Here is a 25,853-nt window from a genome sequence, read left to right on the forward strand (position 1 = left end):
CGTTTCCCGCCCGGGGTGCATCCCCGCGGGCCGAATCCAGATCCTCCGGAGGACAAGATGCTGTCGCGACGCCTGTTCCTGGCCACCCTCGCCCCCGCGCTCGCCGCCCCTGCCCTGCTGCGCGCGGCGGAGGGGCCGCTGAAGATCCGCGACCTCTACGCGCGCGACCGGAGCCTGTCGGACCTCGCGCAGTCGCTGGTGGGCGAGCGGGCGACCTTCGCGGGCTTCATGGCGCCGCCGCTGAAGGCCGACTCGTCGTTCTTCGTGCTGACCCAGCGGCCGATGGCGGTCTGTCCCTTCTGCGAGACCTCCGCCGAGTGGCCCGACGACATCATCGCCGTCTACACCAAGCGCACGGTCGAGGTGACGCCGTTCAACGTCGGCATCGAGGTGCGCGGCGTGCTGGAGGCGGGCGGCTACAAGGACCCCGACACGGGATTCTGGAGCCTCGTGCGGCTGACCGACGCCACCTATGGCTGAGACGCCCGCCCTGTCGGTGCGCGATCTCGTGGTGCGGGAGGGGGAGCGGGTGCTGCTCTCGCTGCCCGCCCTGGACCTTGCGCCGGGGACGACGCTGGGGATCCGGGGGCCGTCGGGGGCGGGGAAATCGACGCTGCTCTTCGCGCTGGCGGGGCTGGATGCGCGGGCCACCGGGCAGGTGCTGTGGGGCGGTCTCGATCTTTTGGCGCTGCGTGGCGGGGGGCGGGCGGCGTTCCGGGCGCGGCGCATGGGCATCGTGTTCCAAGACTTCCTGCTGTTCGACGAGCTCGACGCGCTCGGCAATGCCAGTGTCTCGACACTCTACCGTACCCGCGGGGACAGGGCGCCCCTGAAGGCGCGGGCCGGGGCCCTGCTGGAGCGGCTAGGCGTTCCGGACGGGCGGCGCGCGGTGCCGACGCTGTCCGGCGGCGAGCGGCAGAGGGTCGCCGTGGCGCGTGCGCTGGCCCATGGGCCGGACATCCTGCTGGCCGACGAGCCGACGGCGAACCTGCACCGCGAGGCGGCCGAGGCGCTGGCGGGCGATCTGCTGGCGGCTGCGGCGGGGCCGGGCAAGGTGCTGGTCGCCGTCAGCCACGACGAGGCGCTGCTGGCCCGGATGGACCGGGTGATCGCGCTGAAGGACGGGACCCTGGCCGATGCGTGACCTCTGGGACGGGCTGCCCGCGGGGGTGCAGGACGTTGCCGTGCTGGCGCTTCTCCTGCTGCCGCTGCTGGTGACGGGGCTGGTCGTCACCCGCGGTTTCGCGCCCTGGCCACTGGCCCGCGCGATCCTGTGGCGGTTCCGCTGGCCGGTCCTGATCTTCGCGCTGCTGATCGCGGTGGCGGTCGGCACGGGGATCGGGCTGATCGCACAGGAGCGGGCGCTGCGGCAGGGCACGGCCGCCGCCGCCGACCCGTTCGACCTCGTGATCGGTGCGCCGGGCAGCGAGATCACGCTGCTGCTGGCCGCCGTGTTCCTGCAACCGAGCGACGTGAGCCTGCTGGACGGTGCCGCCTATGAGGCGATCGCGCAGGCGCGGGGCGTGGCGTTCGCGGCGCCGCTGGCCTTCGGGGACAGCGTGGACGGCGCGCCCGTGGTCGGAACGACGGCGGAGTTCGTGACGCACCTCTCCGGCGGCGCCCTGGCCGAGGGGCGGATCTGGGCGGAGCATGGCGAGGCGGTGGTGGGCGCGGGTCTGGGCCTGCCGCTCGGGGCCGGGATCGAGCCCGCCCACGGCACGGGGCCTTCCGCCGAGAGCGATGCTCACGCGGGCGAACACTTCACCGTCACCGGACGGCTGCCGCCGACGGGCACACCCTGGGACCGGGCCGTGCTGGTGCCGGTCGAGACGGTCTGGGAGGTTCACGGACTGGCGGCCGGCCATGCGCCGGAGCGGGCCGAGCAGGTGGGGCCGCCCTTCGACGCCGCCTATTTCCCCGGAACCCCCGCCGTGGTGGTCCGGCCCGAGTCGCTGGCCGCGGCCTATGCGCTGCGCAGTCAATTCAACGGAGAGCCGGGGACGATGGCCTTCTTCCCCGGCGCGGTGCTCTCGCAGTTCTACGGGATCATGGGGGACGTGCGGGCGGCGATGTCGCTGATGGCGCTGGTCAGCCAGGGGCTGGTGGCGGTCAGCGTGCTTCTGGGCCTGTTCATCCTGTCGCGGCTGACGCGCCGCCAGATGGCGCTCTTGCGGGCGCTCGGGGCGCCTGCGCGCTTCGTCCTCGCCGTCGTCTGGTGCCATGGCACGGCGCTGCTGGCTGCGGGGACCGTTCTGGGCGTCGCGCTCGGCTGGGGGGCGGCGGCGGTGCTGTCGCGGATCATCGGCGCGCGGACCGAGATCCTCCTGCACACCTCGCTCGGCTGGACCGAGGTTCACCTCGCCGCGGCCTTCCTGTCGCTCGCCAGTCTCGCCGCGTTGCTGCCCGCCGCCGCGGCCCTGCGCGCGCCGGTGATCGAGGGCTTGCGCGCCTAGCCGCCGTGGGCGTCGCGGCTGTCCGCCGGCGCCTCGGCGCGGTCGGTCATGCCGTAGTCGCGCAGGACATGGGCGACGCGCAGCCGGTAACCCGCGAAGACCCCGCCCCTGCCCTTCGCCTGCGCCGAGCGGTGGGCGTGGAGCGTGCGCCAGCGGGCGACGGCGTCCTCGTCTTCGAAGAAGGACAGCGACAGGAGCTTTTCCGGGTTGGTCAGGCTCTGGAACCGCTCGACCCCGAGGAAGCCCTCGACCTCATCGACCATCGGGCGCATGGCGGCGGCGATGTCGAGGTATTCGTCGCGGCGGCCCTCGGCCGGTTCGACTTCGAAGATGACGGCGATCATTGGCGGTCCTCCATGCCGTTCAGCTTGTGGCGCGTCGTTGTCTCACGTTGCGCCGGGCCGGTCCACGGGCGTCCGCGAGGACGGAACCCGCGCCTTGTCCTTCCCTGCCCCTCTGCCTAGTCTGCGCCGGAATTTGATTTGGGAGAGCAGGCACATGGCCGAGCGGATCGAGAAACACGGCCTTCAGGTCGACCGTCAACTGGCGGAATTCCTTGAAACCAGGGCAATTCCCGGCACCGGCGTCAGCCCCGACGCCTTCTGGGAGGGGCTTTCGGCGCTGGTCCACGGCTTCGGGCCCGAGAACCGCAAGCTGCTGGAGATCCGCGAGGAGATCCAGGCGAGGATCGACGAGTGGCACAAGGCGCGCCGCAACCAGCCCCACGACCACACCGCCTACAAGGCGTTCCTGGAGGAAATCGGGTATCTCCTGCCCGAGGGGGACAATTTCGAGATCGAGACGCAGAACACCGACCCCGAGATCGCCTCGGTGCCGGGGCCGCAGCTGGTGGTTCCGATCACCAACGCCCGTTACGCGCTGAACGCGGCGAACGCGCGGTGGGGGAGCCTCTACGACGGGTTCTACGGCACCGACGCCATGGGCTCGCTGCCGCCGAAGGGCGGATACGACCGGGGCCGCGGGGCGCGGGTGGTGGCGCGGGCGCGGGTGTTCCTGGACGAGGCCTTCCCGATCGAGGGCGGCAGCCATGCCGACGCGCGGCGCTATCACGTCCACAACGGCGCGCTGCTGGTGGACGACATGCCGCTGGTGGACCCGGCGAAGTTCGTCGGCTACCGCGGCCATCCGCGGGCGCCCGAGGCGGTGGTGATGCGGAACAACGGGCTCCACGTCGAGCTGGTGTTCGACCGGACGCACCGGATCGGCGCGCGGGACCAGGCGGGGCTGGCGGACGTGCAGATGGAAAGCGCGATCTCGGCGATCATGGACTGCGAGGATTCCGTCGCCTGCGTCGATGCCGAGGACAAGACGCTGGCCTATTCCAATTGGCTGGGCCTGATGAAGGGCGACCTGGAGGAGACCTTCGAGAAGGGCGGCCAGAGCCTGACCCGCCGCCTGAACGCCGACCGCGAATACACCGGGCCCGACGGAAAGCCGGTGGTGCTGAAGGGCCGGGCGCTGATGCTGGTGCGGAACGTCGGCCACCTGATGACCAACCCCGCAATCCTCGACCGGGACGGGAACGAGGCCTTCGAGGGGCTGATGGACGCCATGGTGACGACGCTGATCGCCATGCACGACCTCCAGCGGCAGGGCGGCAACTCGGCCACCGGGTCGGTCTATGTCGTGAAGCCGAAGATGCACGGGCCCGACGAGGTGGCCTTCACCGACCGCATCTTCACCCATGTGGAAGAGGTGCTGGGCCTGCCGAGGAACACGGTGAAGCTCGGGATCATGGACGAGGAGCGGCGCACCTCGGTCAACCTCAAGCAGTGCATCCGGGCGGCGAAGGCGCGGGTGGCCTTCATCAACACCGGCTTCCTGGACCGGACGGGGGACGAGATCCACACCTCGATGGAGGCCGGGCCGTTCTCGCGCAAGGATTTCATCAAGCGGAAGGCCTGGATCGGCGGCTACGAGAACCGCAACGTCGACATCGGGCTGGAGTGCGGGCTTTCGGGCAAGGCGCAGATCGGCAAGGGCATGTGGGCGATGCCCGACATGATGGCGGCGATGCTGGAGCAGAAGATCGAGCATCCGAAGGCCGGGGCGAACTGCGCCTGGGTCCCCTCGCCCACGGCGGCGACGCTGCATGCGCTGCACTATCACAGGGTCGACGTCTTCGCGGTGCAGGCGCGGCTGAAGAAGGGCGGGCGGCGGGCCCATGTGGACACGGTGCTCGACATCCCGCTCGCCACGTTCCGCGCCTGGGAACCGGCCGCGATCGAGCGCGAGGTGGAGAACAACGCGCAGGGGATCCTCGGCTACGTCGTGCGCTGGATCGACCAGGGGGTGGGCTGTTCCAAGGTGCCGGACCTGAACGACGTCGGGCTGATGGAGGACCGGGCGACCTGCCGGATCTCGGCCCAGCACATCGCCAACTGGCTGCACCACGGGGTGATCTCGAAGGAGGATGTCGAGGGCATCCTGCGCAAGATGGCCGCGGTGGTCGACCAGCAGAACGCAGGCGACCCGGCCTACCGGCCGATGGCCCCGGGCTTCGACGGGATCGCCTTCCAGGCGGCCTGCGACCTGGTGTTCGAGGGGCGGGTCCAGCCCTCGGGCTATACCGAGCCGGTGCTGCACCGGCGGCGGTTGCAGCTGAAGGCGGGGTGAGCCGGTTTCATACGTGATGGTGAGGGCGCTGCTCCGGAGACGGAGCCGCGCCTTTCTTTCTAGGGCGGATGCGTCAGCGGGGTCCAACTGCCGAGCGGCCCGGCGAACGCGCTGGTCTTCTATTGCACCTGGAAGTGGCGCCCGCTGCGAGCGCTCCGCTCCTCACTTAGGACAGTCCCCGACCGCGGGCGGGGGAGAAGCCCCCGCGACGTGCCGGAGGCACGCCTTCGGCGTGACGGGGCGGTCGGGTGCTGCCCGGCGTAGCCGCCGGGCGCGGCATCCCTGCTGGCTCGCGATGAATTCAGAGTGCACGGTCAGCTTCAACTGCTGAGGGTGGCGGGACACGGTGGTATCGCCTGCCTGTCCCAGGAAGCCTGACCGCTTCCCCTAGAGCAGCCGGTAATGCTGCCGGATCAGGTTCGCCATGCCGCGCGTCACCTCGTTCTGCATCACCTCGCCGGTGTAGAGGTTGATCTTCTGTCGCTTCAGCTCGGGCAAACCGCCGCCGTGGGCCACCTGCTCCATGAAGGCGGGTGCCGTGCCCTCGATCAGGGCCGTCACCGCGAGGTCGGCCGACACCGTCGCCTCGATCGCCGGGTCGGCGTCGCTGTCCACCGCCATCTCCCAGGCGATTCCCGCCTCATCCAGCGCCCGCTGCGCGCCGGGGCGGAAGATGCAGCTGGAACAGAAGGCCAGCCGGATCGGCCTCTGCCGCCAGGCCGTCCCGCCGATCGCGCCGTACCACTGGAGCGGCACGTCGATCAGCGTCTCGCCCCCCTCGCCCACCCCGTCCTCGGTCGTCAGGATGAAGTCGCACTCGCCACGGGCGAACATCAGCTTCAGCCCGCGGGTGTGGCAGGATTTCAGGTGCACCCGCACCCGCGGGAAATCGGCCGCAAAGCGCTGGAGCACCTTCGGCATCGCCGGGTGGACGATGTCGTGGGGCAGGCCGACGACGATCTCGCCCTCGAACGCGGTCGCCGTCATCCGCGCCATGACCTCGTCGTTCAGGTCCAGCATCCGCCGCGCGTAGGACAGCAGCTGCTCGCCCGCCGAGGTCAGCGAGACGGAGCGCGCGGAGCGGTCGATCAGGTTCAGCCCCATGCTTTCCTCCAGCCGCTTCAGCTGCATCGACACGGCGGACTGGGTGAGGTTCAGGAAGCCGCTGGCCTTCGTCACGCCGCCGGTTTCGGCGACGGCCACGAAGGAGCGCAGGGCGGTCATGTCGAGGTTTCTGGGCATATCACGATCCTTGATGCCACGCGTCAAAAACATTCGTTTTCCATATTGACCACAGCGCGCCATATACATCAACAGAAATGATGCGTCCCGCGTCATGGATCACCAAGATGAAAGGTTTGTAACATGTCCTCCCTGAGCCGTTCCCCGACCCTCGGCCGCGTCCGGACCGGTCGGCCCGGCCTTCTCGCCATGCTGGCCGCGGGTCTTGCCGCGCGTCGCCAGCGCCGGACGCTGCGCGATCTCGACGACGCGATGCTGCGCGACATCGGCCTGACCCGCCACGAGGCCCTGCTCGAATCGCAGCGCCCCCTGTGGGACGTGCCCGCGCAATGGCGCCGCTGACGAAGCTGTGTCCGATTCCTGACGGAAAAGCTTATATACCGCCGGTCAGTGTCTTGAAATGAAAGCCGCCCCTGCCGATATTCGGCCCGAGGGCGGCTTTCTCTTTGAGAAGTCCATGAACCGCCCCACCGTTACACACGCAAGGAGGCGATACATGGCTGACTATCAAACGATCCGCGCAGGGACCGGTACACGGTCCGCCGCGATCGACGAAGGGCTTCGCGCCCACATGAACAAGGTCTACGGCACGATGTCCGTGGGCCTGCTGCTGACCGCGCTGGTGGCCTGGGCCGTCGGCACGAACGAGCAGATGGTACAGGCGATCTTCGCGACCCCGCTGAAGTGGGTCGTCATGTTCGCCCCCCTGATCATGGTCTTCGCCTTCGGCGCCCTCATCAACAAGCTTTCGGCCGCCGGTGCGCAGCTGTTCTTCTACGCCTTCTCGGCGCTGATGGGCCTGTCGATCAGCTATATCTTCGCCGCCTACACGGGCATTTCCATCGCCCAGACCTTCCTCGTGACCGCGATCTCCTTCGCGGGGCTCAGCCTCTGGGGCTACACGACGAAGAAGGACATCTCGGGCTGGGGGTCGTTCCTGATCATGGGCGTGATCGGCCTGGTCGTGGCGTCGATCGTGAACATCTTCCTCGGCTCGCCCGCGATCATGTTCGCGATCTCGGTGCTCGGCGTGCTGATCTTCGCGGGCCTGACCGCCTATGACACGCAGCGGATCAAGACCGACTACATCCAGCACGCCTCGGCGATGGACCAGGAGTGGCTGGGCAAGTCGGCCATCATGGGCGCGCTGAACCTGTACCTGAACTTCATCAACCTGTTCATGTTCCTGCTCCAGTTCCTCGGCAACCGCGAGTGATCCGGGAACAGGTCTGAACGCCGAAGGGCCGGTCGCAGGACCGGCCCTTTTCTTTTGCGTCAGAGGCGGCGGTGCATCCGCATGGCGGGGAACAGGATGCCCGGCGCCAGGCGGATGTCCACGGGGCCGAGGCTGCGGAAGCCGAGCGCGGCGTAGAAGGGCTGCGCCGTCAGGGTCGAGAGGCAGTCGAGCTGCCCCACCCCGGCGCGCCGCGCCTCGTCCATCGCATGGGAGAGCAGCGCCCGGCCCAGCCCCTGGCGCACCCGGCGGTGATCGGTGACGACGTGGCGCACATGGGCCATGTCGCGCGGCCCGAGCCCGCCGGCGGGCGAGGTCCATGTCCAGCCGCCGGCCGCCGCCACCTCGCCCTCCGCCGTGCAGACGACATAGTAGCTGCCCGAGGCCAGAAGCCGCGGCTGCGCGCGGGCGATCAGCGGTACGGCCGTGACCATCACCGAGGGCGGATAGTCCTTTCGCAGCAGCGCCGGATAGCTGGCGGACAGCAGGCTGTCCACCGCCGCCAGGTCGGCGGCTGTCGCGGTGCGGATCGTCAGGGTCTCCTCGGCCATGGCTGTCTCCTCTGCGGGCCGGATGGGCGCAGGGGCCGGGCGCGGGGAGCTTGCAGGGGAGGTGTCCGGAATGCAAAAGCCGCGCGGGGGTCCCTGCGCGGCTTGCTCTGTCCGTCTAGGTCGGAAGGCTTACTTGATCTTGCCTTCCTTGTAGTCGACGTGCTTGCGCGCGACGGGGTCGTACTTCTTTACGACCATCTTCTCGGTCATGGTTCGGGCGTTCTTCTTCGTGACGTAGAAGTGGCCAGTGTCCGCCGTCGAGTTGAGACGGATCTTGATGGTGGTCGGCTTTGCCATGGATGTCTCTCCTCGGGTCCGTGTGATGCGGCGCGCACGGGGGCGCCTGCAGAATTCCTGAGCCCCGGCTTTTACCCGAGGCCGCGACGCTGTCAACCTCGATTCCGCAGGGACGTGCCGGAATCCGCCCGCGGCGGCGGCGGTGCGTGCCGGTCCCGTGTCCCCTGGTGCGCGGAGGGCCTGTAAGCCGGATTCTGTTCCCCGCAGGCCGTGACCTGCGGTTCGATGACCATTCCTCTGGCCCGCCGGTTGCCCGGCGGGTCTGGCTGCCAACCCGGATCTCGGGGCTGAAGCGGCCCTGGGGAAGTCCCCGTGAGATCCCTATTCGGCATTGCTCCCGGTGGGGCTTGCCGTGCCACCCCTGTTGCCAGGGGCGCGGTGCGCTCTTACCGCACCGTTTCACCCTCACCCCTGCGTGCAGGGGCAGTCTGTTCTCTGTGGCGCTATCCGTCGGGTTGTCCGCCGGGTTTTCCCGGCAAAGCCCGCCCGGGCGTTACCCGGCACCGCTGCTTCAGGGAGTCCGGACTTTCCTCGCATCCCTTGCGGGACGCGCGGCCATCCGGCCCTCCGCGCGCCGCCCGCTTAGGCGCTCGCGCCGCCCGGGTCAACGTGCAACAGCGCGGCGGCCTGCGCCTGCGCCACATCCGCGGCCGAGAGGGCGCCCCGCCCCCAGGGGCGGAAGCGCAGGCGGAAGGCCGAGAGCAGCGTTTCCGGGTCGACCTCCTCGGGATAGCCGATGCGCGACAGGGCCGCGGCGAAGGCGGCGGGGTCGCAGGGGGCGGGGCGAAGGTCGGTCGGCCAGACCGAGAGGCCGCCCCGCGCCAGGCGGCGCCAGTCGAAGCGGGGGCCGGGATCGACCTTGCGGCCCGGCGCCATGTCGGAATGGGCGATGACGCCCGCGGGCGGGATGGACCAACGCTCGAGGATGCCGGGCAGAAGCGCTTCCAGCGCCGCCATCTGCGCCTCGGGGAACGGCGCGGCACCGTCGTTGTCGAGTTCGATGCCGATCGAGCGGGAATTGACGTCGCCCCTGCCCCGCCACGCCCCTGCCCCGGCGTGCCAGGCGCGCATATGTTCGTCGACAAGGCCGAAGATCCGTCCGTCGGCGCCGATCAGGTAATGCGCCGAGACTTCGAACGCCGGATCGCAGAGCCGATCGCGCGCCGCCTCGCAGCTGGCCATGGCGGTGTAGTGCAGCACGACCAGCTCGGGGCGAAGTCCGTCACGCCGCCCGCCCTGGTTCGGAGAGGGATGGCGGATCACCTCCGGCGGCAAGGTCAGTTGTTGGCGACCGAGCGGAACGGCGAGGGATCCCAGTAGCAGGCGAATCCGTCGCCGTCGGGGTCCACGCCCAGGTTGTCCTTCTGCGGCCCGCCGTTCTTGAGGAAGTCCTCCTGCGCGCGGTCGGATGAGCCGTAGCCGGCGCAGGCGCGCTGGAACTTGCTGTCGGCGTTGCGGCTCGAGCGGCTGTAGACGGGCTGACCCACGCGGTTGGTGGTGGACAGCGCATAGGCGACGATGTTCGGATCGCTTTCCGCGGGGCGGCTCGGCAGCGCGGTCGGCTGCACCACGCGGTAGTTCTCGCGGTTGTTCTCGATCCGGGCGCGGTCCGATTCGATCGACTCGCGGCTCGACACCGCGCTGAAATCCTGTTCGTCCGAGATGCCGGGGTTGTTGCCCACCGGCTGCGTCGCGGACAGCGGCGCGCCGCTGACGGGCTCGGCCGGGGGCAGTGTCGCGGGCGGCAGCTCGGTCGTGCCGGGGCCGACCGCCAGACTCGACGTGCCGTCGCCCACGGGCAGGCCCGCCGCGCGCAGGTCTTCGTCCGAGATGACGCGGCTGGTGGAGATTCCGCCATCGACGGGGGCGGGGTTGGTGGCGGTCGAGGGCTGCTGGGCGTCGTAGCCGCCCGAGCGCAGCGCGGTCTCGCGGGCGGCGCGCTGGCGCTCGTAGGCCTCGTAATCCTGGAAGCCGACACCCTGGCCGCTGTCCGGCACCACCGGTTCGCATCCGGCAACGCCGATGACGGTCAGAAGGAGAAGTGCGCCGAGGCCGGTTGTGCGTGTCACGTCGTCGTCCACCCGATTGCTTGTCCCAAGCAACGAAACCGCGCGCCGCACGGTTCCGTCTCAGGCCCGATTGCCTACCACCATTTCGCGGGCTTTGCCACAAATCCGGCGGCACGTTCCAGCGCGTATGCGGTGTTCAGAAGCTCGGCCTCGTCCCAGGGCCGCCCGATCAGCTGCAGGCCAAGGGGCAGGCCTTGCGCGTTCACGCCCGCAGGGACCGCGATGCCGGGCAGACCGGCGAGGTTCACGGTCACGGTGAAGACGTCGTTCAGGTACATCTGCACCGGATCCGCCTCGGCCATGGAGCCGAGCGGGAAGGCCGCCGAGGGGGTGGCGGGCGTCAGGATGGCGTCGACACCATCGGCGAAGACCTGTTCGAAGTCGCGCTTGATCAGCGTGCGGACCTTGCGGGCGCGGTTGTAGTAGGCGTCGTAGAAACCGGCCGACAGGACGTAGGTGCCGACCATCACACGCCGCTTGACCTCGTCGCCGAAGCCTTCGGCACGGGTCTTCTCGTACATCTCGGTGATGCCGTCGCCCTGGCTCAGCTTCGCGCGGTGACCGAAGCGCACGCCGTCGTAGCGGGCGAGGTTGCTGGACGCCTCGGCCGGGGCGATGACGTAGTAGGCCGGGAGGGCGTATTTCGTGTGCGGCAGCGAGATGTCGACGATCTTCGCGCCCGCGTCCTTCAGCATGGCGGTGCCGTCGGCCCAGAGCTTCTCGATCTCCCCGGGCATCCCGTCCATGCGGTATTCCTTCGGGATGCCGATGGTCTTGCCGCGGATGTCGCCGGTCAGCGCCGCCTCGAAATCGGGCACGGGCAGGTCGGCCGAGGTCGAATCCTTCGGGTCGTGGCCGCACATGGCGCCGAGCATGATGGCGCAGTCGCGCACGTCCTTCGCCATCGGCCCCGCCTGGTCCAGCGAGGAGGCGAAGGCGACGATCCCCCAGCGGGAGCAGCGGCCGTAGGTGGGCTTCAGGCCCGTGATGCCGGTGAAGGCCGCGGGCTGGCGGATCGAGCCGCCGGTGTCGGTGCCGGTGGCGGCAAGGCAGAGGTCGGCGGCCACGGCGGCGGCGGATCCGCCGGAGGAACCGCCCGGCGTCAGCGCCGCGTCGTCGTTGCCCGAGCGCCAGGGGTTCACCACGTTGCCGTAGGTCGAGGTCTCGTTCGACGAGCCCATGGCGAACTCGTCCATGTTGAGCTTGCCGAGCATCACCGCACCGGCGTCGAACAGGTTCTGCGTGACGGTGGATTCGTACTGGGGACGGAAGCCGTTCAGGATCGCCGAGCCGGCCTGCGACGGCACGCCCCTGGTGCAGAACAGGTCCTTGATCCCGAGGGGGATGCCGCACATCGCGGGTGCGTCGCCCCCGGCGATCCGCGCGTCCGCCGCCTTCGCCTGTTCGCGGGCGATCTCGGGCGTGTGGTGGACGAAGGCGTTGAGCTGGCCCGAGGCTTCGGCCGCCGAAAGGCAGGCTTCGGTCAGCTCGACCGCGGTGATCTCGCCCGAACGCAGCTTGTCGCGGGCGGCGGCGATGGTGAGGCTGTTCAGGGCGCTCATTCGACCACCTTCGGCACGGCGAAGAAGCCTTCGCGGGCATCGGGCGCGTTCGCCAGCACCGCCTTCTGCTGGTTGCCGTCCGTCACCACGTCCTCGCGCCGCTTCAGCCGCATCGGCGTGACGCCGGTCATCGGCTCGACGCCCTCCACGTCCACCTCGTTCAGCTGCTCGATGAAGCCGAGGATGGTGTTGAACTCGGACGCGAGGGCGGGCAGGTCGGCAGGCTCGACCTTGATCCGGGCAAGCTTGGCCACGCGGGCGGCGGTTTCGGTGTCGATGGACATGGGCGGCTCCGGTAAACTTCGCCCACGCGTTTATCCAAGTGGCCGGGCGGCTTCAAGCATGTGGCGGCGCAGCACCTCGATCATCCAGCCGAGCATGAGCGCGTTCAGCAGGTGCCAGAGCCAGTGGGTGCCCAGCGGCAGGACCGGGCAGAGCGCCGTGTCGAGCGAGCGGGCGGCGAGCGAGAGGCACAGCAGCGCCGCGCCGATCGCCTGTCCGCGGGCGACGCCGGGCAGGCGACGGCGCAACGCGACGGCGTAGAGCGCGATCAGCAGCGGGATCGGCCAGTACATCGCGGAGGTCGAAAGGCCCGGGACCAGGCGGAACAGCGGCGTCAGCAGCGCGAGCCATGGGATGACGAGCACCGCGCCGAGCGCCGACCAGAGCGGGGAGAGCCGCCAGAAGTGGCGGTTGGCGGCGAAGGTGTAGGTCAGCACGAACAGCAGGATCGGCAGCACGTCCGCCAACCCGGCCCAGGCGGTCGCGTAGGTGTGCAACAGGAACGACCCGATGCCGATGGCGAACAGCAGTGCCGAGAGCAGGCGGGGCAGCGCCATGCCGCCCGTGCGCCGCCACATCGCCAGTGCGGCGAGCAGGAAGGCGGCGTTCGTCAGGGCGTTCACCGGCTCGGCCCAGAACGAGGGGTCAAGCCGCTCGCAATAGCCGTCGACCGCCCTGCCCCATTCCATTCGCCGCCCCCTGCCCTAGCTCTGGTGCAAAACCTAGGAGGATCTCATGAAAATCACATGGCTCGGACACGGCAGCTTCCGCATCGAGGTGGCCGATCAGGTGCTGCTGATCGACCCCTGGTTCACCGGCAACCCGGTGTTCCCCGAAGGCCGCAAGGACGAGGCGGTGGCCGGCGCGACCCATGTGCTGCTGACCCACGGCCATGGCGACCACGCCAGCGACGCGGCCTCGCTGGGTCTGCCGGTGGCGGGGATGGTCGAGCTGATGAGCTGGCTCGGCGACAAGGTCGAGACGACGGGCTTCAACAAGGGCGGCACGATCACGCTCGGCCAGGTGAAGGTGACGATGGTGAACGCGGTTCATTCCTCGTCCAGCCCGGACGGGAAGATCGCCGGCTCGGAATCGGGCTTCATGATCTCGGGCGAGGGAAAGACGCTCTATTTCAGCGGCGACACCGACATCATGGCCGACATGGAATGGATGGGCGAACTCCACAAGCCCGACATCGGCATCCTCTGTGCGGGCGGCCACTATACCATGGACATGGAGCGCGCGGCCTGGGCAGCGAAACGGTACTTCAAGTTCCGCACCGTGATCCCCGGCCACTACAAGACCTTCCCGGCGCTGGCGCAAAGCGCCGACGCGATGATCGCCGCACTGCCGGACGTTCAGGTGCTGACGCCGGAGGTGATGGAGACGGTCGAGGTCTGAGCCTCAGCGGCGGCGCGCGTAGTCCTCGGCCAGCGCCGCCGGATCGGCCCCGGCGCGGTAGCGGGCGAGGGTCCAGAGGTTCCCCGCCCCGCGCCGCATCCAGCCCTCGGCCTCGTACCGGGCGGCGGAGGTGGTCGCGGTGGCCGGGAGCTGCCTGAGCCGCCCCTTCAGCGCGCGGGCCAGGGCGACATCCTCCATCAGGGGAAGGTCCGGCACGCCGCCGACGCTTTCCAGAAGGTCGCGGCGGATCAGCAGCCCCTGGTCGCCGTAGGGCAGCCCGAACGCGCCCGAGCGCAGGTTGGCCCAGCCCGCGACAAGCTTCGGCGCCATCCCCTCGGCCCGGAAGGCCAGGCGGAAGTGGCCCGCCCTGTCGGGGTGACCGGCGACATGCGCCTCGACCGCCTCGACCCAGCCTTCGGACAGCCGGGTGTCGGCGTGGAGCAGCAGCAGCCAGTCCGTCGCCGCCGCCGCCACGCCCCGCGCCAGCTGCCCGCCCCGCCCGGGCGGGCCGGTGACGATCTCGGCCCCGAGCGCCTCGGCCAGCCTCGGCGTGCCGTCTTGCGAGCCCCCGTCCGACACCACCAGCCGCGCGATCAGCCCCGCGTGCAGGCCCGGCATCAGCGCTTCGGCGCAGGGCGCCAGCGTGTCGGCGGCGTTCAGGGTCGGGATGACGAGGGTCAGGGGCGCGGGCATCGGCACATGGCGTCGGGAAGGCTCGGGCCCTATATACGGGAGCGAGCGAGCAAGGAAAGCAGACATGACCGACCACCCGAGACGCATCCTGGCCATCGGCGGGGACGAGCGGCGCGATTTCCTCCAGAACCTCGTCAGCAACGACGTGCCCGCCGCCGACGGCGTGTTGCGCTATGCCGCGCTGCTGACCCCGCAGGGAAAGTACCTGGCCGATTTCCTGATGTTCGAGCGCGAAGGCACCCTCTACCTCGACGTCGCCGCGCCGCTGTTCGACACGCTGAAGCAGCGCCTGACCATGTACCGACTGCGCCGCAGGATCACGCTGGAGGAGGTGGACATGCCCGTTCACCGCGGCACCGGGACCGCGCCCGAGGGCGCCATGGCCGATCCGCGGCATCCCGCGCTCGGCTGGCGGGGATATGGCGAGGGGTTCGCCGGAGACGATACCGACTGGACCGCGCTGAGGGTGGCCCATTGCATCCCGGAATCGGGGATCGAGCTGGTGCCCGATGACACCTACATACTCGAAGCCGGGTTCGAGCGGCTGCACGGCGTCGACTTCCGCAAGGGCTGCTATGTCGGGCAGGAGGTGACGGCGCGGATGAAGCACAAGACCGAGCTGAAGAAGGGTCTTGCGCGCGTCACGGTCGAGGGCGAAGCCGACGCGGGCACGCCGATCACCTCGGGGGGCAAACCCGCCGGCACGCTGTTCAGCCGCTCGGGCGGGGAGGCCATCGCCTGGCTCCGGTTCGACCGGGCGGACGGGGACATGCAGGCCGGTCCGGCCGTGGTCCGGCGATCACAGGACGCCTGAAGGTATCCGGCGGCGGGGGCGCAGACACGCCCCGGTTGTTTTCCTGCCGAAACAGACCTCAATTCAGCCGAAGTTGAACCAATTTCCTCTGGCAAATCAACCTTGACGCAAAGGTAGAGACCGACCGGACCCGCAGGGCCGTCGCACCGAAACTTCCGATGCGAGGGTCCGGTCGTATTCTTTGAAGACCTCCGGACATGTCTGAAACTCGGGATAATCCCGGGGCGCCGCCTTCCGGGCGCGTCCGATCCATGAACGGAGCGTAGCATGACAAGAACTTCCGATTCCTCGAAGCAGGTTTCTGCTCTGGGCGGCCTCGATCTGGACCTCGGGCTGGATTCCGGGCTTGCCGGACTGGCCGCGGCCGGCGGCAACGGCAACGGCAACAACGGGAACGGCAACGGCAACGGCGGCAGCACCGGCGGCGGCAACGGGGGCGGCGGCAGCACCGGCGGCGGCGGCAGCACGGGCGGCGGCGGCAGCGTTCTGTCGGGGATCACCCTGACGAGTTCCGAAACCAAGGTGCTGGGCACTGATGACGACGACGTTCTCACGGGATCGGGCGCCTCGCAGAAGATCATCGGCCTCGACGGCAACGACACGATGTACGGGCTTGGCGGCAACGACACGATGCCCGGCTGCGACGGCGATGACCTGATCGACGGCGGCGAAGGCGAAAACGTGCTGAACGGGGGCCGCGGCAACGACAGCCTCTATGCCGGAAGCGGCGACGACACCATCAATGGCGGTCAGGACAATGATTCCATCTGGGCCGGGGACGGGCGCAACCGGGTCTCGGGTGGCAGCGGCAATGACGTGATCTCGGCCGGTGCGGGCGCGGATACCATTTCCGGCGGCAGCGGCAACGACCACATCGACGCCGGCGACGGCAACAATCGGGTCTCGGGCGGCAGCGGCAACGATTACCTGGGCGCCGGCGACCACAGGGACCTGATGTATGGCGGTTCGGGCAACGACACCATCGAATCCGGCGGCGGCAACGACGTCGTCGCGGGCGGCCGGGACAACGACTTCATGGACGGCGGAGAGGGCGACAACCGGCTCGACGCGGGCAGCGGCAACGATACGGTCCTTGCCGGATCGGGGGTCGACACGATCAACGGCGGCAGCGGCAACGACTGGATCTCGGCCGGCGACGGCGACAACCGCCTCACCGGCGGCAAGGGCAACGACTGGATCGACTCCGGCAGCGGCAACGACTGGATCGCGGCCGGCAGCGACAACGACACCGTCTCTTCCGGAAGTGGCAACGACCTCGTCTTCGCGGGCGGCGGCGACGACGTTGTCGAGGCCGGGCGCGGCGACGACACCCTCTACGGCAGCAAGGGCGACGACACCGTCGATGGCGGACGCGGCAACGACTCGATCAGCGGCGGCTCCGGCGAGGACCTGATCTACGGCGGTCTCGGTGACGACATCCTGAAGGGCGGCCGCGACGCCGACACCTTCGTCTTCCACGTCACCGGCGACTACGCCGAGGACTTCACCAACCGCGACGTCATCACCGACTTCGACCTGGACGAGGATGTCATCCGCCTGGCCTTCGACGGCGGCTGGGAAGGCCCCGTGACGCTCGAGCGGTTGATGGCCGAGATCGACATCTTCGAGGAGGACGGACAGGTCGTCATCGGCTACGAAGGCGGCGGCGACGGCGCGACGGCGGACAGCTATCGCCAGGCGGTCACGCTGGAAGACGTGGAACTGGCCGACCTGACGATCGACCACTTCGACATTCTCTGAACCTCGGCGGGAAACCTCGGCCCTGGCCCCGCCCCACCGGCGGGGTCAGACGCGTTTGCGGCGTGCCTCAGGCGCGCTCGGAATATTCCATCGTCTCGGTGTTGACGATGATGTCCTCGTCCTGGCCCACGAAGGGGGGCACCAGGATGCGCACGCCATTGTCCAGCACCGCGGGCTTGAAGCTGTTGGCGGCGGTCTGGCCCTTCACCACCGGCTCGGTCTCGACGACCTTGCAGGTGACCTTCTGGGGCAGCGTCGCGTTCAGCGCCTCGGACTCGTAGTATTCGATGTGGATCGTCATGCCGTCCTGCAGGAACGGCCGCCGCTCGCCCAGGATGTCGGCGGGCAGTTCGATCTGCTCGAAGGTCTCGGAATCCATGAACACCAGCATCCCGTCGGTCTCATAGAGGAACTGCTGGTCCTTCTGCTCGAGCCGGACACGCTCCACCTTGTCGGCGGACCGGAAGCGTTCGTTCAGCTTCGTGCCGTTCCTGAGGTTCTTCATCTCGACCTGGGCGAAGGCGCCGCCCTTGCCCGGCTTGACGTGGTCGACCTTCACGGCAGCCCACAGGCCGCCATTGTGCTCGAGCACGTTGCCCGGGCGGATTTCGTTACCGTTGATCTTGGGCATATGTCAAAACCGTGACAGAAGGTTGATGGATTTCCGGCGCACCCTATATCTTGGCGGACTGGGAGTGGCAAGCCGCCGTATCCGGCGCTGACCATGCGTCAGCTATGCGCGGGGCGCATGGGTGCCATTCCAAAAGACGTAACCAGAATCGCGGGCTGAGCGTCCATAAGGGACCCCACGCCAGAAACGCAAGAGCAAGAAACAAAAGGACGACGAGATGTCAGATTTCGTTGATGGCACGGCTTTCAATCACGAGCAAGGCAATCGGGCGCGCAAGCTCTTTGCCGCCGTCGTGCTGGCCGCGCTGGACGATGCCATTGCCGACGACAAGAAGTACGGCAACGGCCCCGAGCAGATCGCCCGCTGGGCCCGCTCCCGCGACGGCCGCGAAGTGCTGTCCTGTGCCGGGATCGACCCCAACGAGCGTGTGGTGAACGGCCTCATGGAGTTCGTTGCCAAGGGTGTGCGCACCTCCGTCGCGCTGTCGCGCGAAGAGAGCGAGCGTCGTCATGCCGCGCAGGCCGAAGCGGCCTGATCCCCTTTCTGCCCTCACACACCGAAAGACGCCGCCCCCACCGGGCGGCGTTTTCCGTTGCGCCCCGGCGCTGCCCCTTCCCCTTCCCGCCGTCGCGCCCTAAGCCTTGCCGCGGGCGGAACACCGGCGGAACCGGGCGAAGACAGGGCTAGGCGGGCACCATGGCCAGGGCGATCATGATCCAGGGCGCAGGCTCGAACGTCGGCAAGTCGATGATCGTCGCCGGGCTGGCCCGCGCCTGCCTGCGCCGCGGACTCTCCGTCGCGCCGTTCAAGCCGCAGAACATGTCGAACAACGCCGCCGTGACCGTGGACGGGGGCGAGATCGGCCGCGCCCAGGCGCTGCAGGCGCGGGCGGCGGGGCGCGATCCGGTGATCGACATGAACCCGGTCCTGCTGAAGCCCGAGACCGACACCGGCGCCCAGGTGATCCTGCGCGGCCGCCGGTTCGCCACGCTGCGCGCCCGCGAGTACGGCGCGCGCAAGCACGAGCTGCTGCCGGTGGTGCTGGACAGCTTCCGCACGCTGGCCGCCACGGCCGACATCGTGCTGGTCGAAGGCGCGGGCAGCCCTGCCGAGATCAACCTGCGCGCGGGCGACATCGCCAACATGGGCTTCGCCGAGGCGGCGGGCCTGCCGGTGGTGCTGGTCGGCGACATCGACCGGGGCGGGGTCATCGCGCAATGCGTCGGCACCCATGCCGTCCTGCCCGATGCCGACCGCGACCGGATCGTGGCCTTCCTGATCAACAAGTTCCGCGGCGACGTCTCGCTCTTTGACGAGGGGGTGACCGAGATCGCCTCGCGCACCGGCTGGCGCCCGCTTGGCGTACTGCCCTGGTTCGACGGCGCCTGGCGCCTGCCGGCCGAGGACATCCTCGACATTTCCTCGCGCGGGGCCGGGCCGGTGAAGATTGCGGTGCCGCGGCTGAACCGGATCGCCAATTTCGACGATCTCGACCCGCTGGCGGCGGATCCGGGCATCGCGGTAGAGATCGTGCCGCGCGGCCGCCCCCTGCCCGGCGACGCCGACCTGGTGCTGATCCCCGGCAGCAAGACCACTATCGCCGACCTGGCCGACTTCCGCGCCCAGGGCTGGGACATCGACCTGCTGGCCCATGTCCGGCGCGGCGGTCAGGTGCTGGGCGTCTGCGGCGGCTACCAGATGCTGGGGCGGGAGATCGTGGATGCCGAGGGGATCGAGGGCACGCCGGGCCGCTTCCCGGGACTCGGCCTGCTGGACGTGACGACGGAGATGGCCCCGGCGAAACGGCTGGCGCGCACCACCGCGCTGCATCCCGACAGCGGGACCGAGGTGCAGGGCTACGAGATCCACCTGGGCGTGACCGAGGGGCCGGACCGCGCCCGCGCCTGGCTGACGGTGGACGGCCGGCCCGAAGGCGCGGCCTCGGCCGACGGGCGGGTGCGCGGCTGCTACCTGCACGGGCTGTTCGCCTCCGACGCCTTCCGCACGGCGTTCCTCGGCGGCCTCGGGGCGGCGCCGGGCACGTTGTTCTACGAGTCGGGGGTGGAGGAGACGCTCGACGCCCTCGCCGACCACCTGGAGCGCCATGCCGATGTCGGCGCGCTCCTGGCCCTGGCCGCAGAGGTGCGTTGAGAGCCCCGCCCTATGGGCGGCGCTACTCGAAGTCGCGGATCGAGATGGCGCGCATGATCTCGCGGCGGACCAGCTTGCGGACGTTCCGCGTGATCCGCTCCCCGAGCGTGCCCTGAAGCTCTTCGCGGACGATTTCGGCGACGAGATCGCGCAAGGCCTGTTCGTCCAGCACCGCCTCGCCCAGGCCATGGGACAGGTCATCCTCCTCAAGCACCCGGCGCGGACGCTCTTCCATACCGCTGCGCCCGAAGGCATGGCGGCCGTGACTTTCGGCCTCGAAGATCTCGGCGTCGGCCACGGCATGGCCGCCGTCGTGGGCGGAGACCTCCTCGAAGGAGCGGCGGCGCCGGCTGCTGAAGGTGTCCGGCGAAACGGAATCCCCGGCGCTGTCTCGGTCGGCGGAAAACGCGTGCTCCGTCGGCGTGCCGCGCTGCGCCCGGCGATCCTCCGGCGTCGGGCGATGCGCGAAGTCGTCGGCAGGGCGGGCTGGCGCCTCTGCCTCCTCCGCTTCGTCGAACGCCATTTCGGACACGACGGCGGCGGTCTGGGCCGCGACCAGATGCTTCAGAAGCTCCTCGTCCGAGGGCGAAACCGGGGGGGCCGCCGGTGCGTCGGCGGCGGACGCGTCCCTGCGCCCTGCCCGGTCGTCGTCGGTGGCGGGAGTGTCCGTCGCATCGGCATCGAGGCCGGTCAGCACCAGCGCATCCAGGCTCGCCACACCGTCCTGCGGGGCAAGCGGCAGCGGCGCGGCACGGCGGGACCCGAGGCGCGGCACGGCCGAGGGCCGGTGCTGCGTCGTGTCCTCGCTGCCGTCCGGCTCGAAATCGACGCCCTGCGCGTTGACCGCCGCCTCAAGCTCGGCAATCCGCCGCTCGAGCTCGGTCGCATAGGCGCGGCCCGACGCGATCCGGTCGCGCGGCGTCTGTCCATGCGTCGCCCCTGTGCAGGAGGCGGGTCGGGGCTGGGATGGGGATGGGGACTCCGGTGCGGCCCCGGCGGGCGCAACGGGCGCGACAGGATCGGCCACGCGAAGATCGGAGGTCAGGACCAGCTTCGTGATCGCGGAAGGCCGTGATTTCACGGAAGAGACAGCGCCCGGAGCCACGGCGGAGGGGTCCGATGCGGACGGGACAGAGGACGAGGGCAGCGCCGCTTCCGGGCGCGGCGCACGCCGCGACTCGACGGAGACGAGCCGCCGGATGGACGAAAGGACGTCTTCGATTTCGGCGTTGGCTACGTGTTCGGACATTGATCTGCCTCTGACTGCTCAGCGCACAGCGTACCTCGAAGTCAGGTCGCGCACAACTGATAGAGCGCGCAAATGGTTGAAGAACAATGTATGCGAACGATCCCGGACCCTGCCGGCCCCGGCTATTGCTTGCCGAGTCCCTTCAGGATCCGGTCGAGCTTCTTGCCCTGAGGGCTGACCTTGTAGGTCGGCGCGTCGCGCACCGCGTTGTAGTAGGCGGCCGGATCGTAGGTGACGATGCCGAGCCCCAGATGCTCGACCGTCAGCAGCCCCATCGAGGAGAGCAGCGCGTAGACCGCCGTGTAGCGGTCGGTCTCGGACGAGATCCGGGTGGTACGGGCGTCGAGCAGGTCCTGCTCGGCGTTCAGAACGTCGAGCGTCGTGCGCGCGCCGAGCGTGGCCTCTTCCTGCACGCCGCGGAAGGCGACCGAGGCGGCGCGCACCTGCTCGTCGCTCGACCGGAGGCTGGCCGCCGAGACGGCCAGCAGCGCCCAGGCGTTGCCGACGTTCTGCTCGACCGAGTGCTGGGTCAGATGCAGCGTGGCGCGGGCGCGGTCGCGGTTGGCCTGCGCCTGGCGGTAGACCGAGCTCAGCCGACCGCCCTGGTAGATCGGCCCCGACAGCTGGATGCCGACGGTGCGCTGGTCGTTCAGGTCCTGGTCCAGCCCGATCGAGGCGGTGGCGTTCAGGGTCGGACGCATCGACGCCTCGGCGCGGGAGATGTTCAGCTCGGCCACCGTCACCAGCCGCATGGCCTGGAGGATGTTCGGATGGGTGCGCCGCGCCACCGCCTCGGCGGCGTCGAGCGAGTCGGCGGTCTTCGGCGGTTGCGGCGGCGGGGCCAGGGGCCCGGGGTACTGCCCGACCGCGCGGCGATACTCCTCGCGCGACTGCGCGAGATCGCCAAGCGCCAGGGCAAGCCCCGCCTGCGCGCCGGCCAGCCGCGCCTCGGCCTGGGACACGTCGGTGCGCGTCACCTCGCCCACCTCGAACCGGTCGCGGGCGGCGCGCAGCTCGCGCTCGATCACCGAGACGTTGCTGCGCCGCAGCTCGACCACGGCGGTGTCGCGGCGCACGGCCATGTAGGCGTTGACGGCATCCAGCAGCACCGTCTGCTCGGCCGCAACCAGCGCCTCGCGGGTGGCGAGCACGGTTTCCTTCGCGGCGTCGATGCTGAGCGCGGTGGCGCCGAAATCGTAGAGCAGCATGTTGGCCTGAAGCCCGACCGAGGCGGTCACGTCCTCGCCGCGCGCGGTCGGCCGCGTCGCGCTCAGACCGGCGGTATAGTTCAGCACCGGCCGCAGGGTCGACACCGCCTGGGCCACGTCCTCGTCCGCGGCGCGCAGGGTGGCGCGGTTCTGCTCCAGAAGGCCGCTGTGCTTGTAGGCCATGATCAGCGCGTCGGTCAGGCTTTCCGCCCGCGCGGCCCCGGTCGCGGCCAGAAGGCTGCCCGTCAGGACGATGGTCCCGAGGGCGCGGCTCATCCGGGTCATTCTCATCGCAAACACTCCTGGAAACGGACCTGCGTCCGACGAAGAACTAGAGGGCAAAGGCGGACCGCCGCGCCAAGCCGGGCAGCACCGGGGCGCTGGCGTTGAACAGGTCGCGCCAGCTGACCCCGCTTTCCGAACGGTATCCGAGCCGCACGACACCAAGGACGCCATCCATGAACAGGCAGCAGATCCGGCCATGCTGCGCCAGCTGGTCGAGAAGCGCCTGCGGCAGCTGCTGCACGCCGCCCTGGACGAGGATCACGTCGTAGGGGCCGTGCTTGGCGGCGCCCTCGCTCAGGGGGCCCTCGACCACGGCGGTGTTGTCCGCCTCGGTCTGCGAGAGGGTCGCCGCGGCCTCGCGGGCCATGCCCTCGTCCTCCTCGACGGCGACGACGGCCTCGGCCAGGCGGGCGAGAACGGCGGTGGAATAGCCATAGCTGCACCCGACGTCGAGAACCAGCTCGTCGGGCTGCACATCCACGGCGTCCAGCATCTTGGCCAGCGTGCGCGGGTCCAGGATCACGCGGCCGCCGCCAAGCTCCATGTTCTCGCCGACATAGGCGGCCTCGCGCCGGCCGGCGGGCACGAACTGTTCGCGCGGCACGCTCAGCATCGCGTCGATGATCGGGAATTTCGTCACGTCGGAGGGGCGGATCTGGTTGTCCACCATCATCGTGCGGCGCCGGGCGAAGTCACTCATGGACTGAACTCATCCGTTCATTCTGGGTCAGGATCGGTGTGACACAAAGCTTCCCCCGGAACAACCTTCGGATCGGCCTTCCGGACCCTCGCGTGCGGGGCCGTAGCGGACGCGCCACGTTTCACGGCAACGTGACGGGACCGGCCGGGCCTTGCCGGGCCGGCGCGGAGAGGCTGTCGCCCGCGCCGCTCTTGGCCTAGAACCGCTGCGACCGCTTCACGGACCCCCGATGCCCGCCTCGCCCGCCCCTTCCGCCCTGCTGCCCTGGACCCTCCGCCCGAGGCTCGCCTACGCGCTCTACCAGGGTCTCGCCCACCTGCTGCTGCTGCCGCTGCTGGGCTGGGCGGCGTGGAAGGCCCGGCGCGAGCCGCTCTATACCGCGCACCTGCCGCAGCGCTTCGGCGCCTGTCCCGAGGCGGCGGCGGGATGCCTCTGGGTCTTTGCCGCATCGCTGGGCGAAACGCGGGCGGTCACGCCGCTGCTGCGCACCCTGCTGGCCCGGGGGCACCGGCTGCTGCTGACCCACAGCACGCCGGCCGGACTGGCCGAGGGGCAGCGCCAGTTCGCTGCCGAAATCGCGGCGGGCCTCGTCGTGCAGGGATACGCCCCGCTCGACCTTTTCTGGGCCGTGCGCCGCCTGCTGCGCCGCGCCCGCCCCGCGGCGCTGCTGGTGGTGGAAGCCGAGGTCTGGCCGGCCCAGATCGCCGAGAGCGTCCGTGCGGGCGTGCCGGTGGTCAAGGTCAACGCCAACCTCACCGAGCGGTCGCTGGAGCGCGACCTCGCCAGCCCGCTCCGGCGGATCATCCTGTTCTTCTACAAGGGATTCTCGCTGGTCCTCACCAAGACCCCCGATCACGTCGCCCGCTACGAGCGGGCCGGCGTCGATCCCGCGCGGCTGCTGCGGGTGGGCGAGCTGAAGTTCGACCTGCCGCCCCGGCGCGACCTGATCGCCCGCGCGGCCGATCTGCGCCCGCAACTGGCGGGGCGGCGCGGGGTCTGGGCCGTCGCCTCGTCCACCGAGGCGGAGGAGGAGGCGCTGTTCGGCGTGCTGCGCGCCCTCCACGACCGGCTCGCCGATCCACCCCTCGTCGTCTGGGCGCCGCGCAGCCCGCAACGCTTCGATGCCGTCGCCGCGCGGCTCGCGCGGGAAGGATGGCGCAGCGCCCGCCGGTCGGTCCTGTTCGACGACGGCTTTCGCGGCGACGCGCCCGCGGGGCTCGACGTGCTGCTGGCCGACAGCCTGGGCGAGATGGACTTCACCTATGCGCTGGCCGATGTCGTCTTCGTCGGCGCCACCCTGACCGACATGGGCGGCCACAACGCGACCGAGCCCCTGATGGTGGAGCGCCCGGTCGTCACCGGCCCCAGCACCTGGGCCATCCCCGCCCCCGCCGCCGAGGCGGTCGCGCGCGGGGCGATGCGGGAGTTTGCCGACGGCGCCGCGCTGGCCGACGGGCTGGTGGAGCTGTTCCGCGACCGCCACGCGCTTGCCGCCTTCGCCGCCCGCGCCCGCGGCCTGACCGAGCGGCACACCGGCGCGGCCCACCGCAGCGCGGCGGCGATCGAGCTCCTGCTGGCGGGGCGTCATGGCTGAGGCACGGGTCGCGCTCAGGGCCGAGGCCTCGGCCGCCATCGGCCTTGGCCATGTGCGGCGGATGCTGGACCTTGCCACGGCGCTGACCGCCGCGGGGGCGGACGTGCGCCATGCCGGCGGCCCCGAGACCTGCGCCGTCCTGACGGGACTCGGGACCGATCCGGCGCGCGTCGTCCGCTGCGGCGCGGACCCGGGCTGGATCGAGGCCGAGGGGATCACCCACATCGTCGCCGACCTGCAATGGCCCGGCAACGCGGGTGCCGCGGCAGGGATCGCCGCGCTCTGCGAGAGCGGGCGTCCCGTCACGGTCATCGATTCGATGCCGCCGGACCAGTTCGACACCGCGCCCGGCGCGGTGTCGCCCCGCCTCGTCGTCACGCCCTACCTCGACGCCGCCACCCTGCGCGCGCCGCCCCGCGCGCGGGACTGGGCGACCGGCCCCGCCTTCGCGATCCTCGACGCCTCCTACGCCGCCGCCCGCGAAGTGCTCGACCCCGGCCGCCCCCTGCCCCGCCGCGTGCTGGTCAGCTGCGGCGGCTCCGACCCCTCGGGGCTGAGCCTGCGGGTGGCCCGCGCGCTGGCGCCGACCGGCCTTTCCACCGACCTGATCGTCGGCCCGCTCTTCGCCGACCGCGAGGTGCGCGCGCTGGAGGCGCTGGCCGGGACCGCGCCGGGGCTCTGCCTGCATCCCCCGCAGCCGGGGCTGGCCGGCATGATCGCGCGGGCGGGTCTGGTGGTGGGCCGGGTCGGGCTGTTGCGCTATCAGGCGGCGGTGCTTGGGCGCACCGGCCTCTACCTGCACGAGGGGCCGGCCTTCCGCGCCTATCTCGAAGGCTTCGCGGCCGCGGGGCTGGCCGAGGTGTTCTTCGCCGAGGATCCGCAGGGCGAGGCGCGCTTCCTCGACCGTCTGGCCGGGCTTGCCGATCCGGCCCGGCTGTCCCATGTTCTGACCCTCAACCGCGCCGCGCTTGCCGCGGTGGACGGCGCGGGCGCCGCCCGCGTGGCGGCACGGATCCTGGCGCAGGGCAAGGAGCGATGA

The 25,853-nt window shown here is 70.2% G+C and carries 27 protein-coding genes and 1 other RNA gene; 13 read left to right on the forward strand and 15 right to left on the reverse strand.

What is annotated here, in order from left to right; translation table 11 throughout:
* The first annotated feature begins 57 nt into the window (after nucleotides 1–57).
* Genes A7B20_RS06915 through A7B20_RS06925 form a run of 3 tightly spaced genes read left to right on the forward strand, consistent with a single transcriptional unit; the run spans nucleotide 58 to nucleotide 2,453 of the window.
* On the forward strand, nucleotides 58–480 hold the full coding sequence (locus A7B20_RS06915; protein WP_102107837.1) for a hypothetical protein: 423 nt from the start codon (nucleotides 58–60) through the stop codon (nucleotides 478–480).
* A complete protein-coding gene (locus tag A7B20_RS06920) occupies nucleotides 473–1,144 on the forward strand; it encodes an ABC transporter ATP-binding protein (protein WP_102107838.1) in 672 nt (223 codons plus the stop codon). The genes A7B20_RS06915 and A7B20_RS06920 overlap by 8 nt, the downstream gene beginning before the upstream one ends.
* Nucleotides 1,137–2,453, forward strand: coding sequence for an ABC transporter permease family protein (locus A7B20_RS06925; RefSeq protein ID WP_102107839.1), 1,317 nt, complete (start codon nucleotides 1,137–1,139; stop codon nucleotides 2,451–2,453). Before A7B20_RS06920 ends, A7B20_RS06925 begins: the two co-directional genes overlap by 8 nt.
* Here A7B20_RS06925 and A7B20_RS06930 read toward each other — a convergent pair.
* Nucleotides 2,450–2,797, reverse strand: a complete 348-nt coding sequence (locus A7B20_RS06930; protein WP_102107840.1) for an antibiotic biosynthesis monooxygenase family protein — start codon at nucleotides 2,795–2,797, stop codon at nucleotides 2,450–2,452. The two genes, A7B20_RS06925 and A7B20_RS06930, sit on opposite strands and share 4 nt — an antisense overlap.
* 154 nt (nucleotides 2,798–2,951) lie before the next feature.
* On the opposite strand from A7B20_RS06930, the gene A7B20_RS06935 reads away from it, so the two are divergent.
* The gene (locus tag A7B20_RS06935; RefSeq protein ID WP_102107841.1) at nucleotides 2,952–5,090 is read left to right on the forward strand and encodes a malate synthase G; all 2,139 of its coding nucleotides are present in this window, start codon (nucleotides 2,952–2,954) and stop codon (nucleotides 5,088–5,090) included.
* Between the two features lie 387 nt (nucleotides 5,091–5,477).
* Here A7B20_RS06935 and A7B20_RS06940 read toward each other — a convergent pair whose 3' ends face one another.
* Nucleotides 5,478–6,332, reverse strand: a complete 855-nt coding sequence (locus A7B20_RS06940; protein WP_102107842.1) for a LysR family transcriptional regulator — start codon at nucleotides 6,330–6,332, stop codon at nucleotides 5,478–5,480.
* Nucleotides 6,333–6,455: 123 nt separating this feature from the next.
* Here A7B20_RS06940 and A7B20_RS06945 point away from each other — a divergent pair, with 123 nt between their 5' ends.
* Nucleotides 6,456–6,674 (forward strand): DUF1127 domain-containing protein, encoded by a 219-nt coding sequence (locus A7B20_RS06945; RefSeq protein ID WP_102107843.1) that lies wholly within the window; start codon nucleotides 6,456–6,458, stop codon nucleotides 6,672–6,674.
* Nucleotides 6,675–6,828: 154 nt separating this feature from the next.
* Nucleotides 6,829–7,548 carry a Bax inhibitor-1/YccA family protein gene (locus tag A7B20_RS06950; protein ID WP_102107844.1) on the forward strand — a complete coding sequence of 240 codons (720 nt, stop codon included), beginning with the start codon at nucleotides 6,829–6,831 and terminating at the stop codon, nucleotides 7,546–7,548.
* 59 nt (nucleotides 7,549–7,607) lie between these two features.
* Here A7B20_RS06950 and A7B20_RS06955 read toward each other — a convergent pair whose 3' ends face one another.
* From A7B20_RS06955 to A7B20_RS06985, 8 genes are all read right to left on the reverse strand, one after another.
* Nucleotides 7,608–8,117 carry a GNAT family N-acetyltransferase gene (locus A7B20_RS06955; protein WP_102107845.1) on the reverse strand — a complete coding sequence of 170 codons (510 nt, stop codon included), beginning with the start codon at nucleotides 8,115–8,117 and terminating at the stop codon, nucleotides 7,608–7,610.
* A gap of 129 nt (nucleotides 8,118–8,246) precedes the next feature.
* Complete coding sequence (gene rpmG, locus A7B20_RS06960) at nucleotides 8,247–8,414, reverse strand: 50S ribosomal protein L33 (protein WP_099826815.1); 168 nt, start codon at nucleotides 8,412–8,414, stop codon at nucleotides 8,247–8,249.
* Between the two features lie 167 nt (nucleotides 8,415–8,581).
* Nucleotides 8,582–8,985, reverse strand: an RNA gene (rnpB, locus tag A7B20_RS06965) — RNase P RNA component class A.
* Nucleotides 8,986–8,996: 11 nt separating this feature from the next.
* On the reverse strand, nucleotides 8,997–9,689 hold the full coding sequence (locus tag A7B20_RS21550) for an N-acetylmuramoyl-L-alanine amidase (protein ID WP_245866650.1): 693 nt from the start codon (nucleotides 9,687–9,689) through the stop codon (nucleotides 8,997–8,999).
* Nucleotides 9,690–9,691: 2 nt separating this feature from the next.
* On the reverse strand, nucleotides 9,692–10,483 hold the full coding sequence (locus A7B20_RS21555) for a hypothetical protein (protein WP_245866651.1): 792 nt from the start codon (nucleotides 10,481–10,483) through the stop codon (nucleotides 9,692–9,694).
* 74 nt (nucleotides 10,484–10,557) lie between these two features.
* Nucleotides 10,558–12,045 (reverse strand): Asp-tRNA(Asn)/Glu-tRNA(Gln) amidotransferase subunit GatA, encoded by a 1,488-nt coding sequence (gene gatA / locus A7B20_RS06975; protein ID WP_102107846.1) that lies wholly within the window; start codon nucleotides 12,043–12,045, stop codon nucleotides 10,558–10,560.
* Nucleotides 12,042–12,329 carry an Asp-tRNA(Asn)/Glu-tRNA(Gln) amidotransferase subunit GatC gene (gene gatC, locus A7B20_RS06980; protein WP_102107847.1) on the reverse strand — a complete coding sequence of 96 codons (288 nt, stop codon included), beginning with the start codon at nucleotides 12,327–12,329 and terminating at the stop codon, nucleotides 12,042–12,044. Before gatC ends, gatA begins: the two co-directional genes overlap by 4 nt.
* A 30-nt stretch (nucleotides 12,330–12,359) precedes the next feature.
* A complete protein-coding gene (locus A7B20_RS06985) occupies nucleotides 12,360–13,016 on the reverse strand; it encodes a hypothetical protein (RefSeq protein WP_102107848.1) in 657 nt (218 codons plus the stop codon).
* Between the two features lie 46 nt (nucleotides 13,017–13,062).
* Between A7B20_RS06985 and A7B20_RS06990 the strand changes: the two genes are divergently transcribed.
* On the forward strand, nucleotides 13,063–13,728 hold the full coding sequence (locus A7B20_RS06990) for a metal-dependent hydrolase (RefSeq protein ID WP_102107849.1): 666 nt from the start codon (nucleotides 13,063–13,065) through the stop codon (nucleotides 13,726–13,728).
* A gap of 3 nt (nucleotides 13,729–13,731) precedes the next feature.
* On the opposite strand, the gene A7B20_RS06995 is transcribed toward A7B20_RS06990, so the two are convergent.
* Nucleotides 13,732–14,421, reverse strand: coding sequence for a TIGR04283 family arsenosugar biosynthesis glycosyltransferase (locus A7B20_RS06995; RefSeq protein WP_102107850.1), 690 nt, complete (start codon nucleotides 14,419–14,421; stop codon nucleotides 13,732–13,734).
* A gap of 64 nt (nucleotides 14,422–14,485) precedes the next feature.
* Here A7B20_RS06995 and ygfZ point away from each other — a divergent pair, with 64 nt between their 5' ends.
* Together ygfZ and A7B20_RS07010 are read left to right on the forward strand one after the other, a co-directional pair.
* Complete coding sequence (ygfZ, locus tag A7B20_RS07000) at nucleotides 14,486–15,235, forward strand: CAF17-like 4Fe-4S cluster assembly/insertion protein YgfZ (protein WP_102107851.1); 750 nt, start codon at nucleotides 14,486–14,488, stop codon at nucleotides 15,233–15,235.
* A 267-nt stretch (nucleotides 15,236–15,502) separates the two neighbouring features.
* On the forward strand, nucleotides 15,503–16,996 hold the full coding sequence (locus A7B20_RS07010) for a calcium-binding protein (protein ID WP_109791154.1): 1,494 nt from the start codon (nucleotides 15,503–15,505) through the stop codon (nucleotides 16,994–16,996).
* 67 nt (nucleotides 16,997–17,063) lie between these two features.
* On the opposite strand, the gene efp is transcribed toward A7B20_RS07010, so the two are convergent.
* Nucleotides 17,064–17,627, reverse strand: a complete 564-nt coding sequence (efp, locus tag A7B20_RS07015) for an elongation factor P (RefSeq protein ID WP_102107853.1) — start codon at nucleotides 17,625–17,627, stop codon at nucleotides 17,064–17,066.
* Between the two features lie 217 nt (nucleotides 17,628–17,844).
* Between efp and A7B20_RS07020 the strand changes: the two genes are divergently transcribed.
* Together A7B20_RS07020 and A7B20_RS07025 are read left to right on the forward strand one after the other, a co-directional pair.
* Nucleotides 17,845–18,162, forward strand: coding sequence for a DUF6280 family protein (locus A7B20_RS07020; RefSeq protein ID WP_102107854.1), 318 nt, complete (start codon nucleotides 17,845–17,847; stop codon nucleotides 18,160–18,162).
* A 161-nt stretch (nucleotides 18,163–18,323) separates the two neighbouring features.
* On the forward strand, nucleotides 18,324–19,778 hold the full coding sequence (locus A7B20_RS07025; RefSeq protein ID WP_102107855.1) for a cobyric acid synthase: 1,455 nt from the start codon (nucleotides 18,324–18,326) through the stop codon (nucleotides 19,776–19,778).
* Nucleotides 19,779–19,800: 22 nt separating this feature from the next.
* Here the strand turns inward: A7B20_RS07025 and A7B20_RS07030 are convergent, their stop codons facing one another.
* The 3 genes from A7B20_RS07030 to A7B20_RS07040 all read right to left on the reverse strand — a co-directional run bounded on the left by A7B20_RS07030 (nucleotide 19,801) and on the right by A7B20_RS07040 (nucleotide 23,220).
* Nucleotides 19,801–20,859 (reverse strand): hypothetical protein, encoded by a 1,059-nt coding sequence (locus tag A7B20_RS07030; protein WP_157937619.1) that lies wholly within the window; start codon nucleotides 20,857–20,859, stop codon nucleotides 19,801–19,803.
* A 290-nt stretch (nucleotides 20,860–21,149) separates the two neighbouring features.
* A complete protein-coding gene (locus A7B20_RS07035; protein ID WP_245866660.1) occupies nucleotides 21,150–22,520 on the reverse strand; it encodes a TolC family outer membrane protein in 1,371 nt (456 codons plus the stop codon).
* A 46-nt stretch (nucleotides 22,521–22,566) separates the two neighbouring features.
* Complete coding sequence (locus tag A7B20_RS07040) at nucleotides 22,567–23,220, reverse strand: protein-L-isoaspartate O-methyltransferase family protein (RefSeq protein WP_102107857.1); 654 nt, start codon at nucleotides 23,218–23,220, stop codon at nucleotides 22,567–22,569.
* Nucleotides 23,221–23,449: 229 nt separating this feature from the next.
* On the opposite strand from A7B20_RS07040, the gene A7B20_RS07045 reads away from it, so the two are divergent.
* Entirely contained in the window at nucleotides 23,450–24,814 is a 1,365-nt protein-coding gene (locus tag A7B20_RS07045) for a 3-deoxy-D-manno-octulosonic acid transferase (RefSeq protein WP_102107858.1), read from the forward strand.
* Nucleotides 24,807–25,853, forward strand: coding sequence for a hypothetical protein (locus A7B20_RS07050; RefSeq protein ID WP_102107859.1), 1,047 nt, complete (start codon nucleotides 24,807–24,809; stop codon nucleotides 25,851–25,853). Before A7B20_RS07045 ends, A7B20_RS07050 begins: the two co-directional genes overlap by 8 nt.

The organism is Oceaniglobus roseus, from assembly GCF_002869745.1.
Classification (GTDB): domain Bacteria; phylum Pseudomonadota; class Alphaproteobacteria; order Rhodobacterales; family Rhodobacteraceae; genus Oceaniglobus; species Oceaniglobus roseus.

What these genes read in the sequence shown, in the direction of transcription:
- A7B20_RS06915 (WP_102107837.1), top strand. Translation starts at nt 58, where the DNA reads ATGCTGTCGCGACGCCTGTTCCTGGCCACCCTCGCCCCCGCGCTCGCC.
- A7B20_RS06920 (WP_102107838.1), top strand. Translation starts at nt 473, where the DNA reads ATGGCTGAGACGCCCGCCCTGTCGGTGCGCGATCTCGTGGTGCGGGAG.
- A7B20_RS06925 (WP_102107839.1), top strand. Translation starts at nt 1,137, where the DNA reads ATGCGTGACCTCTGGGACGGGCTGCCCGCGGGGGTGCAGGACGTTGCC.
- A7B20_RS06930 (WP_102107840.1), bottom strand. Translation starts at nt 2,797, where the DNA reads ATGATCGCCGTCATCTTCGAAGTCGAACCGGCCGAGGGCCGCCGCGAC.
- A7B20_RS06935 (WP_102107841.1), top strand. Translation starts at nt 2,952, where the DNA reads ATGGCCGAGCGGATCGAGAAACACGGCCTTCAGGTCGACCGTCAACTG.
- A7B20_RS06940 (WP_102107842.1), bottom strand. Translation starts at nt 6,332, where the DNA reads ATGCCCAGAAACCTCGACATGACCGCCCTGCGCTCCTTCGTGGCCGTC.
- A7B20_RS06945 (WP_102107843.1), top strand. Translation starts at nt 6,456, where the DNA reads ATGTCCTCCCTGAGCCGTTCCCCGACCCTCGGCCGCGTCCGGACCGGT.
- A7B20_RS06950 (WP_102107844.1), top strand. Translation starts at nt 6,829, where the DNA reads ATGGCTGACTATCAAACGATCCGCGCAGGGACCGGTACACGGTCCGCC.
- A7B20_RS06955 (WP_102107845.1), bottom strand. Translation starts at nt 8,117, where the DNA reads ATGGCCGAGGAGACCCTGACGATCCGCACCGCGACAGCCGCCGACCTG.
- rpmG (WP_099826815.1), bottom strand. Translation starts at nt 8,414, where the DNA reads ATGGCAAAGCCGACCACCATCAAGATCCGTCTCAACTCGACGGCGGAC.
- gatA (WP_102107846.1), bottom strand. Translation starts at nt 12,045, where the DNA reads ATGAGCGCCCTGAACAGCCTCACCATCGCCGCCGCCCGCGACAAGCTG.
- gatC (WP_102107847.1), bottom strand. Translation starts at nt 12,329, where the DNA reads ATGTCCATCGACACCGAAACCGCCGCCCGCGTGGCCAAGCTTGCCCGG.
- A7B20_RS06985 (WP_102107848.1), bottom strand. Translation starts at nt 13,016, where the DNA reads ATGGAATGGGGCAGGGCGGTCGACGGCTATTGCGAGCGGCTTGACCCC.
- A7B20_RS06990 (WP_102107849.1), top strand. Translation starts at nt 13,063, where the DNA reads ATGAAAATCACATGGCTCGGACACGGCAGCTTCCGCATCGAGGTGGCC.
- A7B20_RS06995 (WP_102107850.1), bottom strand. Translation starts at nt 14,421, where the DNA reads ATGCCCGCGCCCCTGACCCTCGTCATCCCGACCCTGAACGCCGCCGAC.
- ygfZ (WP_102107851.1), top strand. Translation starts at nt 14,486, where the DNA reads ATGACCGACCACCCGAGACGCATCCTGGCCATCGGCGGGGACGAGCGG.
- A7B20_RS07010 (WP_109791154.1), top strand. Translation starts at nt 15,503, where the DNA reads ATGACAAGAACTTCCGATTCCTCGAAGCAGGTTTCTGCTCTGGGCGGC.
- efp (WP_102107853.1), bottom strand. Translation starts at nt 17,627, where the DNA reads ATGCCCAAGATCAACGGTAACGAAATCCGCCCGGGCAACGTGCTCGAG.
- A7B20_RS07020 (WP_102107854.1), top strand. Translation starts at nt 17,845, where the DNA reads ATGTCAGATTTCGTTGATGGCACGGCTTTCAATCACGAGCAAGGCAAT.
- A7B20_RS07025 (WP_102107855.1), top strand. Translation starts at nt 18,324, where the DNA reads ATGGCCAGGGCGATCATGATCCAGGGCGCAGGCTCGAACGTCGGCAAG.
- A7B20_RS07035 (WP_245866660.1), bottom strand. Translation starts at nt 22,520, where the DNA reads ATGACCCGGATGAGCCGCGCCCTCGGGACCATCGTCCTGACGGGCAGC.
- A7B20_RS07040 (WP_102107857.1), bottom strand. Translation starts at nt 23,220, where the DNA reads ATGAGTGACTTCGCCCGGCGCCGCACGATGATGGTGGACAACCAGATC.
- A7B20_RS07045 (WP_102107858.1), top strand. Translation starts at nt 23,450, where the DNA reads ATGCCCGCCTCGCCCGCCCCTTCCGCCCTGCTGCCCTGGACCCTCCGC.
- A7B20_RS07050 (WP_102107859.1), top strand. Translation starts at nt 24,807, where the DNA reads ATGGCTGAGGCACGGGTCGCGCTCAGGGCCGAGGCCTCGGCCGCCATC.